Raw genomic sequence first — 16,307 nt, forward strand, 5'->3', positions numbered from 1 at the left:
CGTTCTAGGTGCCGGTGCTGTAGACGATCCCGTCGACGGCCTCGTCGTGCAGCCCCTCCTCGTACGCCTTCGTGTAGGCGGCCTCGCCGAGGGCCTGCCGGCTCCGCCGCTCCGCGTCCGCGCGGACCGCGACGAGCTGCGGATTGCCCATCTGGGGGCGGCCGAAGCCCAGCCACACCCGCTGCGCCGCGCCCAGCAGCCGGGCCCCCGCCTCGTCCTGCCCGTCGGCCACGGTCGCGGCGGCCAGCACGTCGGCGGCGAGGGCGACGCCCAGGGTGTCGTGGAGACCGGCCTTGCCCCGCAGACTCGCGCGGGCGTGCCCGGCGGCCTCGGACCAGTGCCCGAGCCCGAACGCGGCGAGCGCCTGCACATAGTCGCCGAACGCCCGCCCCCAGCAGTCGCCGCGCGCGGCCAGCTCGACGCAGACGCCGTGCGCGAGGGCCCTGCCCTCGTCGAAGTCGCCGACGTAGATGCGGGAGAACGCGCGGGAGATCCGGTTCAGGAAGCACGCGGCCTCGTACGCGCCCCGCCGGGTCTGCGGCGCGGCCGAGTCCAGCACGGCGATCGCCTGCTCGTGGTCGCCCTGCTGGGTCAGGATCGTGCCCGTGAGGTAGTCCGCCGCCACGTCCGCGGTCGGGTCCGCGGACGTCGCCGCCAGCACCCGGAACTCGGCGGAGTGCCGCAGCGCCACGTCGAGACTGCCCTGCGCCATGGCCACGATGCCGCAGCTCCACAGCGCCTTGGCGTACTCGGGCCCGGGCTCCGGGCCGTCGGCCAGGGCCCGCTCCAGATAGTGGCGGCCCTCACGGGCGAACCCGCACGCGAACCAGAAGAACCACAGGGAGCCGGTCATCTCCAGCGCGATGTGCCGCCGGCCCTCACGGAGCGCGAAGTCGAGGGCCGCCCGGATGTTGGCGTGCTCGGCCGTGATGCGCGCGCCCCAGACCGGCTGCCGGTCGGTCAGCCACTCGCGGTCGCCCTGCGCGGCCAGCTCCCGGTAGCGCTCCAGGTGGGCCCGCCGCACCGCCGCCTCCTCGCCGAGCTCGCGCAGCCACTGCGCGCCGTACTCCCGCACGGTGTCGAGCAGCCGGTACCGGGTCGGCTCCGCCCCGCCCGGTACCGGGTCCGGGCGCACCAGGGACTTCGCGACCAGCTTGTCGAGCAGGGCGGGAACGGCCTCGGCGGACAGCGGGCCGCCCGCGGCCACCGCCCGGGCGCCGGCCAGGTCGAAGCCGTCGGCGAAGACCGACAGACGGGCCCACAGCAGCCGCTCCAGGGGCGCGCACAGTTCGTGGCTCCAGCCGATCGTGGTGCGCAGCGTCCGGTGCCGGGACGGGGCCGGGCCGCCCGGGGCGTCCGGGACGACCAGGGTGTCGAACCGGTGCCGCAGCCGCTCGCCGAGCTCCCGCACCGTCAGCTCCGCCAGCTGGGCCGCGGCGAGCTCGATGGCCAGCGGGATGCCGTCGAGGCGGCGGCACACGGTCACGGCCGACTCCCGCTCCGCACGGCCGAGCCGGAAGCCGTCGACCGCGGCGGCCGCCCGGTCCGCGAACAGCGAGACGGCGTCACCGCCCGCCGGCTCCGCCGCGGCATCGGCCGCCACGGGCAGCGGGTCCACTTCCATGAGCCACTCGCCCGCCGCGCCCAGCGGCTCCCGGCTGGTCGCCAGGATCCGCAGCCCGGGCCCCGCGTCGAGCAGCCGGGTCGCGAGCCGCGCGCACGCACCGACCAGGTGCTCGCAGGTGTCCAGGACGAGCAGCAGGTTCCTGGTGGCGAGCCACTCGGCGATGAGCTCCTCGGGAGGCCGCGTCGACTGGTCGACCAGACCGAGCTCCTCGAAGACGACGTGGCCCAGCAGGGAGGGTTCGCGCAGCGGGGAGAGCGCGACCAGCCGCGCGCCGTCGGCGAACCGCGGCGCCGCGCGACGGGCGGCGCGCGCGGCGAGGCGCGACTTGCCGACGCCGCCGACCCCGGTGAGGGTGACGAGCCGGTGCCGCGTCAGCACCCGGTCGAGCGCGGCCAGTTCCTGATCGCGCCCGATGAAGCTCGTCGTCTCGGCGGGGAAAGTCTCCACCCGCACCGCCTCCCGGCTCGCCCGTACCGCGCACGTCCGCGCGCCGTCGCCGGACAGTCTGCTCCGGCACGGGGGCCGCATCAGTGGTTGGCGAAAGTTGAGCGGCTGCCCCGCGCCCGGCACGCCGATCCGGGCAGAAGGCGTCAGCGGGGGACGGTTGCGGTCGCGCGGATGCGCACTGTGCTCAACGGGGGGCACGGAACGGTGCGTTCGGCCAGAGTGGATCGCTCACTGCGGCGGGGCGAGCGGGGCAGGGCAGGCGGGAGGCTCCTGCATGGCTGTGCGGGACAGCGGGCGAGGGCGCTGGAGAAGGGCGGGCGGCTTACTGCTGCCGTTGGCCGTCACCGCGCTGCTCGCCGTGCTCGGTACGTTCCACGACGGATGGCGGCCGGCGGTGGGGGCGCTGCTGATCGGGCCGGTCCTGGCCTGCTCCCGGCTGGGCGCGCGCGGCACGCTCGCCGTGGCCGGGTGGAGCGCCGCCCTCGCCCTGTCGGTCGGTACCGTCCGGCATCTGGCGGGCACGCCGCCGTTCGTCCTGGAGTACCTGGTGCTGCTCGCGGGCGGTGTCCTGGCCGTCCGGGTCGCGGGGCGGCTGACGGCGCGCACGGCGGCCCTCCGGCACGCCGTCCAGGTGGCCCAGGTGGCGCAGGGCGCGATCATGCGCCCGGTGGCCGCGCGGATCGGCGAGGTCGACGTCTTCACCCGGCACCACTGCCCCCTGGAGCCGGCGACGGTCGGCGGCGACGTGTACGAGATCGTCAACACCCCCTTCGGGACACGGGTGTTCATCGGCGACGTACGCGGACACGACCTGGGCGCGGTGCAGACCGCCGCGACGGTGCTCAGCGGCTTTCGCGACCTGGCCTATGTGACCCCCGAACTCACCGACATCGCCGTCCGCCTGGACGCGCTCGTCGCCCCGGACCTCGGCCCCGAGGACTTCGTCACCGCGCTGTTCGCCGAGTTCGCCCCGGGCGAGGTCCGGCTCGTCAACTGCGGCCACCCGCCGCCGCTGCGCATCGGCAGATCGCTCAAACTGCTCCAACCGGCCGACTCCGCGCTGCCGTTGGGCCTCGGTACCCGGCCGGGCGCACGCCGCTGCTGGCTGCAGCCGGGCGACCGGGTCCTCTTCTACACCGACGGCCTGATCGAGGCGCGCTCCCCGGATGGCACCGAGTTCCCGCTGCTCGACCGGTGCGCGGAGCCGCTCTCCGCGGTCCTGCAGAGCGACGCCCTCGACGCCCTGTACGCGGCCGTGACCGCGCACACCGCGGCGCCGCTCCAGGACGACGTGGCACTCGTCCTGTGCCAGCAGGCTGACCCCGTCGCGGACGCCGTCCACGGGGTGACGCGGGACACGCACGGATGCGAGGGGCGGGTGGGTGCGGAACTTCCCCGACGGTGAGCGCGAATCCTTGTCACCTACGGCACATCCGCTCGAAAGAATCAGCGTTCGCGGCGCCTCGTCGGCCCTCCGGGCGACATCCGACTTCGGTTTGCGAATTGCCCGTTCGAAACCACCGAAGTAGCCGCAGCGGAGGAAAGGCCGCATCCCTTGCCCGGACCAATGGCCATGGCCGACCCGTCGGTCCGGCAAGGCGCTTGTACTGCACAGACTCCTCCCCACTGTAGAGACACGACGCCACCGCCGAGTGGCGAAGCGTGAAATCGAATCGGGAAGGGGAGCCACGTGACGGGCCACGAGAACCATGTCCGCCGAGCGTGGAGGGAACGACGAAATGACGGAGAAAGCGCGAGTCGCACGCACGGGGCCGGGAATTGTGCTGTCCCCACTCGGTCCGGACCCGGTGTCAATTGCGCGGACCGCCCCGTGTCCCTCGGTGGAATCGAGACGTTGTCCGGTTGACGCGGCGGCCCGCCCGGCCGCCGCGCTCGTCGCACGGCAGGACGCACTACCGGACAGGAGCACCACCCGATGAAGCCGCCGATCGGTTCGTACGCAGTCGACACGAGCACGGGACAGGTGGGCCGGGTGATGGGACACGAGGGCCCGTACGTACAGCTGCGCCCCTTCGGCGGCGGCCGCGAGTGGGACTGCCCGCCCGAGATAGTGCGCGAGGCGACGACGACCGAGCGGCTGCGGGCCGCGACGGCGTACGAGAACAGAAGGAGCCGCGGCGAGGTCCCCTGATCGGGGCGGCCCCGGGCCTCCGCGCCCGAACAACCCGGCCGCGCCCCGGCCCCCGTCCGCGGAGAGGCAGAATGGAGTCATGAGCCTGCTCCGCGACGACGGCACCGTGCTGCGCATCCAGAAGCCGCGCACCCACGAGCCGGGTGCGGCGGGACGGAGCACGCCGCTCGCGCCCCGGGGACGGCCCCCGTACCCCCGGCGGAGGACCCGAGGGGGTGTGGGATGAGTCTCTTCCGTGACGACGGGATCGTCCTGCGGACCCAGAAGCTCGGGGAAGCCGACCGCATCATCACGCTCCTCACCCGCGGCCACGGGCGGGTCCGCGCCGTGGCCCGCGGCGTGCGGCGCACCAAGTCGAAGTTCGGGGCCAGGCTCGAACCGTTCTCCCACGTCGACGTCCAGTTCTTCGCCCGGGGCAGCGAGCTGATCGGGCGCGGGCTGCCGCTGTGCACGCAGAGCGAGACCATCGCCGCGTACGGCGGCGGCATCGTCAGCGACTACGCCCGCTACACCGCAGGCACCGCCATGCTGGAGACGGCGGAACGCTTCACCGATCACGAGGGCGAGCCGGCCGTGCAGCAGTACCTGCTGCTCGTCGGGGCCCTGCGCACGCTCGCCCGCGGCGAGCACGAGGCGCACCTCATCCTCGACGCGTTCCTGCTCCGCTCCCTCGCCGTGAACGGGTACGCGCCCACCTTCGGCGACTGCGCGAAGTGCGGAATGCCCGGTCCCAACCGATTCTTCTCGGTCGGCGCGGGCGGCTCGGTTTGCGTCGACTGCCGGGTACCGGGCAGCGTCGTACCCTCACCGCAGGCCCTCACCCTGCTCGGTGCGCTGCTGACCGGCGACTGGGAGACGGCCGACGCGTGCGAGGCACGCTTCGTACGGGAGGGCAGCGGGCTGGTGTCGGCGTACCTGCACTGGCACCTGGAGCGCGGACTGCGCTCGCTGCGGTACGTGGAGAAAAGCTAGCGAGAGCTGGCACTGAGCTAGGGGAGAGGCCCGGAACATGGCACGTCGAGGAATCCTCGGACGGTCGTCCCGTCGTGAGTACGAGACACCCGAACCGCACCCGTCGGGCGCGCGGCCGCCGAAGATCCCGGGCGAGCTGGTGCCCGAGCACGTGGCCATCGTGATGGACGGCAACGGACGCTGGGCCAAGGAGCGCGGGCTGCCCCGCACCGAGGGGCACAAGGTCGGCGCCGAGCGGGTGCTCGACGTCCTGCAGGGCGCCATCGAGATGGGCGTGGGGGCCATTTCCCTGTACGCGTTCTCGACGGAGAACTGGAAGCGGTCGCCCGACGAGGTCCGCTTCCTGATGAACTTCAACCGGGACTTCATCCGCAAGACCCGGGACCAGCTCGACGACCTGGGCGTGCGGGTGCGCTGGGTCGGGCGGATGCCCAAGCTGTGGAAGTCGGTCGCCCGGGAGCTGGAGATCTCCCAGGAGCAGACCAAGGACAACGACAAGCTGACCCTGTACTTCTGCATGAACTACGGCGGCCGCGCCGAGATCGCCGACGCCGCGCAGGCCATCGCCGAGGACGTGAAGGCCGGCCGCCTCGACCCGTCGAAGGTGTCCGAGAAGACCTTCGCCAAGTACCTCTACTACCCGGACATGCCGGACGTCGACGTGTTCCTGCGCCCCAGCGGCGAGCAGCGCACGTCCAACTACCTTCTGTGGCAGAGCGCTTACGCCGAGATGGTCTTCCAGGACGTGCTCTGGCCGGACTTCGACCGCCGCGACCTGTGGCGTGCGTGCGTCGAATTCGCCTCCCGCGACCGCCGGTTCGGCGGCGCGACGCCGAATGAGGTCCTGCTGCAGCTGGAAGCCGAGGGCTAGGCCGGATCTCTGCTGCAGGTTGCGCCCGCGCCCCTCAGGGGCGCGGGGAACTGCGCGAGAAGCCACGACGCAACCCGCACCCGCCCGCGACGACCGACCCGGCACACGAGGAGGCGCCCCCGCTCAACCGGCGGCAGCGCACTCCGCACACGTGCCGAAGATCTCCACCGTGTGCGCCACGTTGACGTAACCGTGCTCGGAGGCGATCGCCTCCGCCCACTTCTCCACCGCCGGGCCCTCGACCTCGACGGCCTTGCCGCACATCCGGCAGACCAGGTGATGGTGATGGTCGCCCGAGGAGCAACGGCGGTACACGGCCTCGCCCTCCGACGTGCGCAGGACGTCCACCTCGCCGGCGTCGGCGAGGGACTGCAGCGTGCGGTAGACCGTGGTCAGACCGACCGAGTCGCCCTTGTGCTTGAGGACGTCGTGCAACTCCTGGGCGCTGCGGAACTCGTCCACCTCGTCGAGCGCCGCCGCCACTGCCGCGCGCTGGCGGGTAGACCTGCCTCGAACCGGGGCTGCCACGGGTTCCTCCTCACATCCCTGCCACGTACGTACCGCCGCCATTGTGCCAGGCGGCGCTGTGACCGGGTCAGACCTTGGCCGGGGCCTGCTCGGGGATCGAGCACTCCGCCGGATCGCCGGCCGCGACCGTCGCCGCCCGTGCCCTGCGGCGGGCGAGCGGCGTGGCGAGGAGCGTCAGGACGATGAAGACGCCGATCGTCAGGAGCACGATCGTCGCGCCGGGCGGCACGTCCTGGTAGTACGAGGTGACGGTGCCGCCGAGGGTCACCACGACGCCGATGGCGACCGCGATCACGAACGTCGCCTTGAAGCTGCGGGTCAGCTGCTGGGCGGCGGCCACCGGGACCACCATCAGCGCCGACACCAGGAGCAGTCCGACGACACGCATGGCGACCGTCACCGTGACCGCCGCCGTGATGGCGACCAGCAGGTTCAGGGCGCGCACCGGCAGACCGGTGACCCGGGCGAACTCCTCGTCCTGGCTCACCGCGAACAGCTGCCGGCGCAGCCCGACCGTCACGAGGACGACGAACGCGGCGAGCCAGCTGATCGCCACGACGTCCTCGGGGGAGACCGTGGTGAGCGAGCCGAACAGGTACGAGCTGAGGTTGGCGGTCGAGCCGCCCGGCGCCAGGTTGATCAGCATGACGCCGCCCGCCATACCGCCGTAGAAGAGCATCGCGAGGGCGATGTCGCCGCGGGTCTTGCCGTACCAGCGGATCAGCTCCATGAGCAGCGCGCCGACCGCGGAGACGGCCATCGCCATCCACACCGGGGACGTCGACAGCAGGAAGCCGAGACCGACGCCGGTCATCGCCACGTGGCCGATGCCGTCGCCCATCAGGGCCTGGCGGCGCTGGACGAGGTAGATGCCGATGGCGGGTGCCGTGATCCCGATGAGGACGGCCGCGAGCAGAGCCCGCTGCATGAAGGCGAAGTCGAGGAATTCCATCAGCTCAGCAGTCCCGTACGGATCGGTTCGGCGCCCGCGTCGGAGTGCGGGTGGACGTGGTCGTGGCCCGGCAGCGCGTGCTGCCCGACGGCCTTGGGCGGTGGCCCGTCGTGCAGCACGCAGCCGTCGCGCAGCACCACCGCGCGGTCGATCAGCGGCTCCAGCGGGCCCAGTTCGTGCAGGACGAGGAGGACGGTGGCGCCCGTGGCGACCTGCTCACGCAGAGTCGCGGCGAGGATCTCCTGGCTGGCCAGGTCGACGCCCGCCATCGGCTCGTCCATGATCAGCAGCTCGGGCTCGGCGACCAGGGCCCGGGCGATCAGCACGCGCTGGTGCTGGCCGCCGGAGAGCGCGTTGACCGAGTCCTTGGCGCGGTCGGCCATCCCGACCAGCTCCAGGGCGCGGCGCACCGCCTCCCGGTCCGCCCTGCGCAGGACGCCGAACTTCGCCCGGGACAGCCGGCCCGAGGCGACGACCTCGGTGACCGTCGCCGGGACGCCGCCCGCGGCGGTGGTGCGCTGCGGCACGTAGCCGACGCGCGCCCAGTCCTTGAAGCGGCGGCGCGGGGTGCCGAAGAGCTCGATCTCGCCGCCGGTGAGCGGCACCTGGCCGATGACGCTGCGCACGGCGGTCGACTTGCCGGAGCCGTTGGCGCCGAGCAGGGCGACGACCTCGCCGCGGCCCACGGTGAGGTCGATGCCGCGCAGCACCGGCCGGGAGCCCAGCTCGGCGGTGACCCGCCGCAGGGTGATGACGGGGTCACTCATCTCGGTGCCGCCCTTCAAGCCGCTTGATCCGTACGTCACTTGGCGCCGAGTGCCTTCTGCAGCGCCGCCAGGTTCGACTTCATGACCTGGATGTAGTCGTCGCCCTTGGACTTGCCGGTGATGCCCTCGATCGGGTCGAGTACATCAGTCTTCAGGTGCGCGTCGCCCGCCAGGGTCTTCGCCGTCTTGTCGCTGACGAGGGTCTCGTAGAAGACCGTGGTGACGCCGTCGGCCTTCGCCATCTTCTGGAGGTCCTTGACGCGGGCGGCGCTGGGCTCGCTCTCGGGGTCGAGGCCGCTGATGGCCTCCTCGGTGAGGCCGTAGCGCTCGGCGAGGTACCCGAAGGCGGCGTGGGTCGTGATGAACACCTTGGAGTCGGTGTCCTTCAGGCCGTCCTCGAACGCGGTGTTCAGGGCGTCCAGGTCCTTGACCACGGCCGCGGTGTTCTTCTTGTAGTCGGCCGCGTGGTCGGGGTCGGCCTTCTGCAGGGCCTTGCCGACGCCCTCGGCGACCTCGGCGTACTTCACCGGGTCGAGCCAGATGTGCGGGTCGGAGCCGTTCTCGTCGCCGTGGTCGTGATCGTGGTCGTGCTCCTCGGCGTGGCCGCCGACCTCGCTGCCGTGCTTCTCCAGGCTGGTCAGGGAGGCCGCGTCGACCTTGGTGCCGATGCCGGACTGGCTGATCGCGTCGTCGACGGCGGGCTGCAGGCCCTTGAGGTAGAGCGCCACGTCGGACTCCTCGATCTGGCCGCGCTGCTGGGCGCTGACCTCGAGGTCGTGCGGCTCCTGGCCGGGCTCGGTGAGGTTGGTGACGTCGACGTGGTCGCCGCCGATCCGCTCCGCGAGGTACTGCATCGGGTAGAACGACGCCACGACGTCCAGCTTGCCGTCGTTCTTGCCGTCCGCCGCGCTCGACGAGGAGCAGGCGGACAGGGCCGTCAGGCCGAGCACCGTGGTGGCGGCGACGGCGGTGGTGGATATGAGGCGGCGGGGGCGACGAGGCAGGCGTACGTTCATGACAGTCATTTTCAACAAAACTGGAAACGATTGTCAACAAGCCCTTCGTCCTGCTCTGTACCGAGAACCGATTTGGTTAGGGGGGTAGGCCCGCCGGTAACCTGAAGCATTCGCTCCCGGAGCGCGTATCCGCCCGCCCGTCGCCCGACCACCACCCCTGACGGAGGCGCTGCGCGCCGCACCTATTGAATTCGTCGTCGTAAGAAGAGAGCACCGTGGCCGCCGACAAGATCGAGACCATCGTCAGCCTCAGCAAGCGCCGTGGCTTCGTCTACCCCTGCAGTGAGATCTACGGTGGTCAGCGGGCCGCCTGGGACTACGGTCCGCTGGGTGTGGAGCTGAAGGAGAACATCAAGCGTCAGTGGTGGCGCTACATGGTCACCTCGCGTGAGGACGTCGTCGGTATCGACTCGTCGGTGATCCTGGCCACCGAGGTCTGGCAGGCGTCGGGTCACGTCGCCACGTTCACCGACCCGCTCACCGAGTGCACCTCCTGTCACAAGCGGTTCCGCGCGGACCACCTCGAGGAGGCGTACGAGGAGAAGAAGGGCCGCGCGCCCGAGAACGGCCTCGCCGACCTCAGCTGCCCCAACTGCGGCAACAAGGGCACGTTCACCGAGCCCAAGCAGTTCTCCGGCCTGCTCTCCACGCACCTCGGCCCGACGCAGGACAGCGGCTCCGTCGCCTACCTGCGCCCCGAGACCGCGCAGGGCATCTTCACCAACTTCGGCCAGGTCCAGACGACTTCTCGTCGCAAGCCGCCGTTCGGCATCGCCCAGATGGGCAAGAGCTTCCGCAACGAGATCACGCCCGGCAACTTCATCTTCCGCACCCGCGAGTTCGAGCAGATGGAGATGGAGTTCTTCGTCAAGCCGGGCGAGGACGAGAAGTGGCAGGAGTACTGGATGGAGCAGCGCTGGAACTGGTACACCGGCCTGGGCCTGCGCGAGGAGAACATGCGGTGGTTCGAGCACCCGCAGGAGAAGCTCTCCCACTACTCCAAGCGCACCGCTGACATCGAGTACCGCTTCCGCTTCGGCGGCAGCGAGTGGGGCGAGCTGGAGGGCGTCGCCAACCGCACGGACTACGACCTGTCCGCGCACTCCAAGGCCTCCGGCCAGGACCTCTCCTACTTCGACCAGGAGAAGGGCGAGCGCTACACGCCGTACGTCATCGAGCCCGCGGCCGGTGTCGGCCGCACGATGCTGGCGTTCATGCTCGACTCGTACTTCGAGGACGAGGCCCCGAACGCCAAGGGCAAGATGGAGAAGCGCACGGTCATGCGCTTCGACCCGCGCATCGCCCCGGTGAAGGTCGCGGTGCTGCCGCTGTCCCGCAACCCGGAGCTGTCGCCGAAGGCCAAGGGCCTGGCCCAGGCGCTGCGCCAGCACTGGAACATCGAGTTCGACGACGCCGGCGCCATCGGCCGCCGCTACCGCCGTCAGGACGAGATCGGCACGCCGTTCTGCGTCACGGTCGACTTCGACACCCTCGACGACAACGCGGTGACGGTGCGCGAGCGCGACACCATGAAGCAGGAGCGCGTCTCCCTCGACCAGATCGAGGGCTACCTGGCCAGCCGCCTGATCGGCTGCTGACACCGGTACGCGCATCGGCCCCGGCTCACCGTTCTTGCGGCGGGCCGGGGCCTTTTGCTGCACACTGCCGCTGTGCCTCACATGACGAGCAGCAAGGTCAGCCGCTGGGACCAGCACGGGCGGGCCCATGTCGTACACGTCGAAAAAGTCGGTATACAACGGCAGTTGACGTGCGAGACGTGCGGCTGGCGGAGATCGGCGCAGTTCCTGCCGTGGCTCAAGGCGCAGGAACACCTGGAACAGGAGCACCAGGCGACGGTGGACCCGGCGGGGGACTGACGCCCCTTCGGGCCTGCCTCAGCGGGCGGCGATACCGCGCATCACCAGGCCGAGCACCGCGTCGAACGACTCCTGGGCGCCGGGCCGTGACCACTCCGGCGCGTACACCGGGTCGTGGAAGTGGGCGGTGGCCTCGAACAGGGCGCGGGCCGTGGCCGTGATGTCCGGTGCCTCGAACTGCCCCTGGGTGACGCCCTCCTGGAGGATCGCGGTCAGCTGGCCCGCCAGCTCGGCGATGTGCGCGTCGACCACGTCACTGATCTCCGTCGTCAGCACCGAGTACGTGGCGAACAGCTCGGGGTCGTCGCCCGCCTTGTGCCGCTTGGCGTCGAACAGCGCCGTGAACCAGTGCCGCAGCTTGGCGGCCGGCTCCTCGGGTCCCGCCGCGACCTCGGCCAGGACCGCCGTCGTCCGGTCCAGCCAGCGCTTGGTGACCGCCCCGCGCAGCTCCGCCTTCGTGCGGAAGTGCCGGTACACAGAGCCGTGGCTGACCCCGAGCGCGCGCGCCACGTCGACGACGGTCGCCTTCGCGGCGCCGTGCCGGCGCAGCATGTCCTCGGTCGCGGCGAGGATGCGCTCGGGGGTCAGGGGCTCGGTGGACGGTGCCATGTCACTGACCGTACCCGGCCGTGGTCAGCGCTCGCTGTCGAGGTGTGCCATCTGGGCCGCCGGGTAGCGCTCGCCGGCCGCCGCGTCCGCGGGCACGGCCTCCTCGATCGCGGCCAGGTCGGCGGCGCCGAGGCTGACGTCGAGCGCGCCGAGCGCCTCGGCCAGGCGCTCGCGGGTGCGGGCGCCGACCAGCGGCACGATGTCGTCGCCGTGCTGCGCGCCCCGGGCCAGCACCCAGGCGATCGCGATCTGCGCGACGCTCACACCCTGCTGCTCGGCGATCCCCCGCAGCCGGTCCACGAGGTCCAGGTTGTGCTGGAGGTTGTCGCCCTGGAAGCGGGGGCTCATGCCGCGGAAGTCGTTCGCGGCGATCTTGCGGTCGCGGGTGAAGTGGCCCGAGATCAGGCCGCGCGAGAGGACCCCGTACGCGGTGATGCCGATGCCCAGCTCACGGGTGGTCGGCAGGATCGACTCCTCGATGCCGCGCGAGATGAGGGAGTACTCGATCTGCAGGTCGGCGATGGGGGCGGTGGCGGCGGCCCGGCGAATGGTGTCCGCGCCGACCTCGCTGAGCCCGATGTGCCGGACGTGCCCCTGCTCGATCAGCTCGGCGATGGCGCCGACGGTCTCCTCGATCGGCACGTCGGGGTCGAGGCGGGCGATGCGGTAGACGTCGATGTGGTCGACGCCGAGGCGCTGCAGGCTGTACGCGGCGAAGTTCTTCACGGCCGCGGGACGCCCGTCGTAGCCGGACCAGCCGCCGGCCGGGTCGCGCAGGGCGCCGAACTTCACGCTGGTCAGCGCCTGCTCGCGGGCCGCCGCGGGGGCGGTGCGCAGGGCCTCGCCGATCAGCATCTCGTTGTGCCCCATCGCGTAGAAGTCCCCGGTGTCGAGGAGGGTGACGCCCGCGTCGAGCGCGGCGTGGATGGTGGCGATCGACTCGGTGCGGTCGGCGTCGCCGTACAGGGCGGACATGCCCATGCAGCCGAGGCCGAGGGCGGAGACGCGGGGGCCGGTGGTACCGAGGGAGCGAGTGGGGAGGGTGGTGCTCATGGGGGCTCCTTGAGGCCGGGACTCGGGGGCTTCCACCTTCGCATGACAGCTGACAGATTTCAATATCTGTCAGCTGTCATCTGTTACTCGCGACTCGTCGCCCGTGGCCGGTCACCCGTCACGCCCTTCCGTTCCGCCCCGTCGTGCAGCGGACAGGATCTGACCTACTTCCTGCCTACGGTCCCTCCATGACCTCCTCGCTGCGCCCCTTCCGTGTCGCGGTCCCGCAGTCCGACCTCGACGACCTCAACTCCCGCCTGGAAAAGACGCGTTGGCCGGAGCGCGACCTGCCGGTGCCGGGCGGTGTGCCCCTCGCCGAGCTGCGCGAGCTCGCCGCGTACTGGCGCACCGGCTACGACTGGCGCCGCCACGAGGCCCGGCTCAACCGCTTCCCGCAGTTCCGCACCGACATCGACGGCCAGGAGGTCCACTTCCTGCACGTCCGCTCCGCCGACCCCGACGCGCTGCCGCTCCTGCTCACCCACGGGTGGCCCAACTCCTTCGTGGAGTTCGCCGAGTTGATCGACCGGCTCACCGGCCGCTTCCATGTCGTCGTGCCGTCGCTGCCCGGCTTCGGCTACTCGGCAGCGCCCCGGACCGGCGGCTGGACGGCGGCGCGGGTCGCCCGGCTGTGGGCCGAGCTGATGCGGCGGCTCGGCCACGACCGGTACGGCGTCGAGGGCGGCGACTTCGGCGCGTACGTCGCCCCGGAGGTGGCCCTGGCCGACCCCGCCCACGTCGTCGGCGTGTACGTCATCGGCGGGCTCGGCTTCCCGTCCGACGCCGACGTGCCCGACCTGACACCGCAGGAGAAGGAGGTGTACGACGCCCTGCAGTCGGCGGACTGGATGCACGGCGTCGACCATCACGCCCTGCTGCGGACGGCCCCGGCGACCTTCGCGTACGGGTGGCAGGACTCGCCCGCCGGGGCGCTCGCCTGGATGCTGCAGAAGTTCCACGACTTCAACGCCTCCGGCGGGCCGCTGTTCGAGGCGATCGACCGCGACCTGTTCCTGACGAACGTCAGCCTGTACTGGTTCACCGGCACGTTCGGCACCTCGTCCTGGCCGTACTACGACAGCCCGGCCGGCCCCTTCGCCTGGCCGCGCGGGCAGAAGGCCGTGCCGACCGGGGTGTACAGCGGCGACGCGCCCGCGATCCGGCGCCTCGCCGAGCGGCACAACACCATCGCCCACTGGCCGACGGGCAATCCGGGCGGCCACCACTTCGTGGCGATGGATCGGCCGGAGGCGTTCGCGGCGGACCTGACCCGGTTCTTCGACGCGGTCAACTCCTGAGCGGAGAGCGGCTGTTCACACGCCGACGGCCCCGTCGATCCGCTCCCGCAGCAGATCGGCGTGGCCGGGCCGTCGGCCCATGGTGTGACACTCCTGTGACGGGCGATGTGACGCGGGTCACGGTGGCCGGGGGGTCCGGCTGCTGAACTCGCCGCATGACGACCTTCCTGGTGCTCATCGTCGCGTTGATCGCGGCCTGTTCCTTCCTCGGGTTCGGCGTCTCCACGCTGGGCCGGGCGGACCGGCGCGCGGCCGGCTGGGCGGGCCTCGCCGCCGCGGCGGCCTGCGCGCTCTACGCGTGGGGCGCGCTCCACGTGGCCGGGGCCGTCATGGACGCGGAGGACGGCGGCACCGGCTCGGCCCCGCTGCGGCCGTGCCGGTCCGGGCCGCAGGTGGCGGACCCCGGATACCTCGGCTACCACGTCGACTTCGTGCCGCTCCGGTTCGTGTGCGAGACGAAGGGCGGCGGCGAGTACGTCGCCGACACCGTGCCCCCGTACGTCAACCCCGCCCTCCTCGGCCTCGCCGCCGTGACGGTCTGCCTCGGGGCGGGCGCGACGGTCGCGTACGAGCGCGGGGAGCGGCGCCGGGCCGCCGCCCGGGGCGGGGCCTAGCAACCTCCCCCCGGCCCGCCGCGACTCAGGAGACCGAGCGCGGCAGCCGCACGCTGAGCCCCACCGTCAGCGCCACCGCCGCGAGCTGCACCAGCAGCGTCGTCACCAGCGCGTCCCGCATGCCCAGCGTCGGGGTCAGCGACAGGAAGAGCGTGCCGAGCGTGGCCACGCCCAGGGCCAGGGCCGCCTGCTGGGTCGTCGTCATGACGCCGCTGCCGACGCCCGCCCGGGCCGCCGGCACCTCGGACAGGATGATCCGGAACAGGATGGGCAGCTGGAGCGCCTGGCCCGCGCCCGCCAGCGCCGCGCCCGGCAGCAGCTGGAGCACCCCGAGGTGCGGCCAGGAACGCCAGGCCGCCAGGGCGATCAGCGCGACCCCGGCCCCCTGGAGCAGACCGCCCGCCGTGACGACGCGCGTGCCCCAGCGGGCCACCAGCCGCGGACCGGCGAGCGACGTCGCGAAGAACACCGCCGCCATCGGGGCCAGCGCGAGGCCCGCCGCCGTCGCGCCGAGCCGCTCGCCCTGCTGCAGCGCCACCGCGATCACGAACATGAAACCGCTGAAGCCGATGGAGAAGGGCACCACCATCACCAGGCCCCGCCGCAGGGACAGCAGCCGGAAGAGCGACGGCGGGACCAGCGGGGTGCGGCCCGCCCGGTCGGCCCGCTGCTCCACCGCGTAGAACGCGTACGAGAGGAACGGGAACGCCGCCAGCGACAGCCACGTCCACAGCGGCCAGCCCGCCGCCCGGCCCTCGGTCAGCGGGGCCAGCAGCGCGACCAGAGCCAGGGCGAGCAGGACCGTGCCGGGCACGTCGACCGGTTCGGGCCGCGCCGAGCGGGTCTCCGGGACCGTCCGGACCGCGAGGACCAGCGCCACGACGACCACCGGCACGTTCACCAGGAACACCGAGCGCCAGCCCGTGCCGAGGACGTCCGCCGAGACGAGCACGCCGCCCAGGACCTGCCCCGCCACCATCGACAGGCCGGCCGTCGCCCCGTACAGGCTCATGGCCCTGGCCCGGCGCGGCCCGGCCGTCGTCGCCTGGATCGTGGCGAGGACCTGCGGCAGCATCGCCGCCGACGCCGCGCCCTGCGCGACCCGCGCCGCGACCAGCGTCCACGCCGTCGGCGCCAGCCCGCAGGCCAGCGAGGTGAGGCCGAACGCCGCCATGCCGCCGAGGAACAGCCGGCGCCGGCCGAGCAGATCGCCGAGCCGGCCGCCGAGCACCAGCAGCACGGCGTACGCGATGCCGTACCCGGCGACGACCAGCTCCAGGACCGGTTCGCTCGCCGACAGGTCCCGGGCGATGGTGGGCAGGGCGACATTGACGATGAAGAAGTCGACGAGGGGCAGGGCCGCACCGAGCAGCACGGTGAACAGACCCGCATCGGTGAGCAGGGTGCCGGGCGCCGCGACGGGCGTGACCGGCGGGGACTGCGTGTGGGTGGTCATGGCATCGAGCGTCCGCCACCGCTCAGACGGGTACCAGAGTGTCCTTATCCTGGTAGAAGCGCTACCTG

The 16,307-nt window shown here is 72.2% G+C and carries 16 protein-coding genes; 8 read left to right on the forward strand and 8 right to left on the reverse strand.

Annotated features, from left to right (window positions below; genetic code table 11):
- Window positions 1-4: 4 nt before the first annotated feature.
- Complete coding sequence (locus ACQUQD_RS27410) at window positions 5-2,074, reverse strand: ATP-binding protein (RefSeq protein ID WP_428954792.1); 2,070 nt, start codon at window positions 2,072-2,074, stop codon at window positions 5-7.
- Between the two features lie 274 nt (window positions 2,075-2,348).
- On the opposite strand from ACQUQD_RS27410, the gene ACQUQD_RS27415 reads away from it, so the two are divergent.
- The 4 genes from ACQUQD_RS27415 (at window position 2,349) to ACQUQD_RS27430 (ending at window position 6,069) form a co-directional block, all read left to right on the forward strand.
- Window positions 2,349-3,479 (forward strand): PP2C family protein-serine/threonine phosphatase, encoded by a 1,131-nt coding sequence (locus tag ACQUQD_RS27415; RefSeq protein WP_428954793.1) that lies wholly within the window; start codon window positions 2,349-2,351, stop codon window positions 3,477-3,479.
- A 531-nt stretch (window positions 3,480-4,010) separates the two neighbouring features.
- Window positions 4,011-4,226 carry a hypothetical protein gene (locus tag ACQUQD_RS27420; RefSeq protein ID WP_428954794.1) on the forward strand — a complete coding sequence of 72 codons (216 nt, stop codon included), beginning with the start codon at window positions 4,011-4,013 and terminating at the stop codon, window positions 4,224-4,226.
- Window positions 4,227-4,448: 222 nt separating this feature from the next.
- Window positions 4,449-5,198, forward strand: a complete 750-nt coding sequence (recO, locus tag ACQUQD_RS27425; protein ID WP_428954795.1) for a DNA repair protein RecO — start codon at window positions 4,449-4,451, stop codon at window positions 5,196-5,198.
- Between the two features lie 37 nt (window positions 5,199-5,235).
- Window positions 5,236-6,069, forward strand: coding sequence for an isoprenyl transferase (locus ACQUQD_RS27430; protein ID WP_428954796.1), 834 nt, complete (start codon window positions 5,236-5,238; stop codon window positions 6,067-6,069).
- A gap of 123 nt (window positions 6,070-6,192) precedes the next feature.
- Here ACQUQD_RS27430 and ACQUQD_RS27435 read toward each other — a convergent pair whose 3' ends face one another.
- The 4 genes from ACQUQD_RS27435 to ACQUQD_RS27450 are packed head-to-tail and all read right to left on the reverse strand — an operon-like array spanning window position 6,193 to window position 9,332.
- Window positions 6,193-6,639, reverse strand: a complete 447-nt coding sequence (locus ACQUQD_RS27435) for a Fur family transcriptional regulator (protein ID WP_428954797.1) — start codon at window positions 6,637-6,639, stop codon at window positions 6,193-6,195.
- A gap of 25 nt (window positions 6,640-6,664) precedes the next feature.
- Entirely contained in the window at window positions 6,665-7,549 is an 885-nt protein-coding gene (locus ACQUQD_RS27440; RefSeq protein WP_428954798.1) for a metal ABC transporter permease, read from the reverse strand.
- Window positions 7,549-8,316, reverse strand: a complete 768-nt coding sequence (locus tag ACQUQD_RS27445) for a metal ABC transporter ATP-binding protein (protein ID WP_428954799.1) — start codon at window positions 8,314-8,316, stop codon at window positions 7,549-7,551. The genes ACQUQD_RS27440 and ACQUQD_RS27445 overlap by 1 nt, the downstream gene beginning before the upstream one ends.
- Window positions 8,317-8,351: 35 nt before the next feature.
- Window positions 8,352-9,332, reverse strand: a complete 981-nt coding sequence (locus tag ACQUQD_RS27450) for a metal ABC transporter substrate-binding protein (protein ID WP_428954800.1) — start codon at window positions 9,330-9,332, stop codon at window positions 8,352-8,354.
- Between the two features lie 215 nt (window positions 9,333-9,547).
- Here ACQUQD_RS27450 and ACQUQD_RS27455 point away from each other — a divergent pair, with 215 nt between their 5' ends.
- Window positions 9,548-10,930, forward strand: coding sequence for a glycine--tRNA ligase (locus ACQUQD_RS27455; RefSeq protein ID WP_428954801.1), 1,383 nt, complete (start codon window positions 9,548-9,550; stop codon window positions 10,928-10,930).
- A 72-nt stretch (window positions 10,931-11,002) separates the two neighbouring features.
- Window positions 11,003-11,209, forward strand: coding sequence for a hypothetical protein (locus ACQUQD_RS27460; protein WP_428954802.1), 207 nt, complete (start codon window positions 11,003-11,005; stop codon window positions 11,207-11,209).
- Window positions 11,210-11,227: 18 nt separating this feature from the next.
- On the opposite strand, the gene ACQUQD_RS27465 is transcribed toward ACQUQD_RS27460, so the two are convergent.
- The gene (locus tag ACQUQD_RS27465) at window positions 11,228-11,818 is read right to left on the reverse strand and encodes a TetR family transcriptional regulator (protein WP_428954803.1); all 591 of its coding nucleotides are present in this window, start codon (window positions 11,816-11,818) and stop codon (window positions 11,228-11,230) included.
- Between the two features lie 24 nt (window positions 11,819-11,842).
- On the reverse strand, window positions 11,843-12,871 hold the full coding sequence (locus ACQUQD_RS27470) for an aldo/keto reductase (RefSeq protein ID WP_428954804.1): 1,029 nt from the start codon (window positions 12,869-12,871) through the stop codon (window positions 11,843-11,845).
- 188 nt (window positions 12,872-13,059) lie between these two features.
- Here ACQUQD_RS27470 and ACQUQD_RS27475 point away from each other — a divergent pair, with 188 nt between their 5' ends.
- Both ACQUQD_RS27475 and ACQUQD_RS27480 read left to right on the forward strand, forming a co-directional pair.
- Window positions 13,060-14,169, forward strand: a complete 1,110-nt coding sequence (locus tag ACQUQD_RS27475) for an epoxide hydrolase family protein (RefSeq protein WP_428954805.1) — start codon at window positions 13,060-13,062, stop codon at window positions 14,167-14,169.
- 155 nt (window positions 14,170-14,324) lie between these two features.
- Window positions 14,325-14,783, forward strand: coding sequence for a hypothetical protein (locus ACQUQD_RS27480; protein ID WP_428954806.1), 459 nt, complete (start codon window positions 14,325-14,327; stop codon window positions 14,781-14,783).
- A gap of 25 nt (window positions 14,784-14,808) precedes the next feature.
- Here ACQUQD_RS27480 and ACQUQD_RS27485 read toward each other — a convergent pair whose 3' ends face one another.
- The gene (locus tag ACQUQD_RS27485; protein ID WP_428954807.1) at window positions 14,809-16,239 is read right to left on the reverse strand and encodes an MFS transporter; all 1,431 of its coding nucleotides are present in this window, start codon (window positions 16,237-16,239) and stop codon (window positions 14,809-14,811) included.
- Window positions 16,240-16,307: the final 68 nt, after the last annotated feature.

This window comes from Streptomyces sp. cg35 (genome assembly GCF_050410835.1).
Lineage (GTDB): Bacteria > Actinomycetota > Actinomycetes > Streptomycetales > Streptomycetaceae > Streptomyces.

Coding starts and splice junctions, on each gene's coding strand:
- ACQUQD_RS27430 (WP_428954796.1), top strand. CDS start 5,236: ATGGCACGTCGAGGAATCCTCGGACGGTCGTCCCGTCGTGAGTACGAG.
- ACQUQD_RS27440 (WP_428954798.1), bottom strand. CDS start 7,549: ATGGAATTCCTCGACTTCGCCTTCATGCAGCGGGCTCTGCTCGCGGCC.
- ACQUQD_RS27435 (WP_428954797.1), bottom strand. CDS start 6,639: ATGGCGGCGGTACGTACGTGGCAGGGATGTGAGGAGGAACCCGTGGCA.
- ACQUQD_RS27415 (WP_428954793.1), top strand. CDS start 2,349: ATGGCTGTGCGGGACAGCGGGCGAGGGCGCTGGAGAAGGGCGGGCGGC.
- ACQUQD_RS27420 (WP_428954794.1), top strand. CDS start 4,011: ATGAAGCCGCCGATCGGTTCGTACGCAGTCGACACGAGCACGGGACAG.
- ACQUQD_RS27485 (WP_428954807.1), bottom strand. CDS start 16,239: ATGACCACCCACACGCAGTCCCCGCCGGTCACGCCCGTCGCGGCGCCC.
- ACQUQD_RS27480 (WP_428954806.1), top strand. CDS start 14,325: ATGACGACCTTCCTGGTGCTCATCGTCGCGTTGATCGCGGCCTGTTCC.
- ACQUQD_RS27475 (WP_428954805.1), top strand. CDS start 13,060: ATGACCTCCTCGCTGCGCCCCTTCCGTGTCGCGGTCCCGCAGTCCGAC.
- ACQUQD_RS27445 (WP_428954799.1), bottom strand. CDS start 8,316: ATGAGTGACCCCGTCATCACCCTGCGGCGGGTCACCGCCGAGCTGGGC.
- ACQUQD_RS27450 (WP_428954800.1), bottom strand. CDS start 9,332: ATGAACGTACGCCTGCCTCGTCGCCCCCGCCGCCTCATATCCACCACC.
- recO (WP_428954795.1), top strand. CDS start 4,449: ATGAGTCTCTTCCGTGACGACGGGATCGTCCTGCGGACCCAGAAGCTC.
- ACQUQD_RS27465 (WP_428954803.1), bottom strand. CDS start 11,818: ATGGCACCGTCCACCGAGCCCCTGACCCCCGAGCGCATCCTCGCCGCG.
- ACQUQD_RS27470 (WP_428954804.1), bottom strand. CDS start 12,871: ATGAGCACCACCCTCCCCACTCGCTCCCTCGGTACCACCGGCCCCCGC.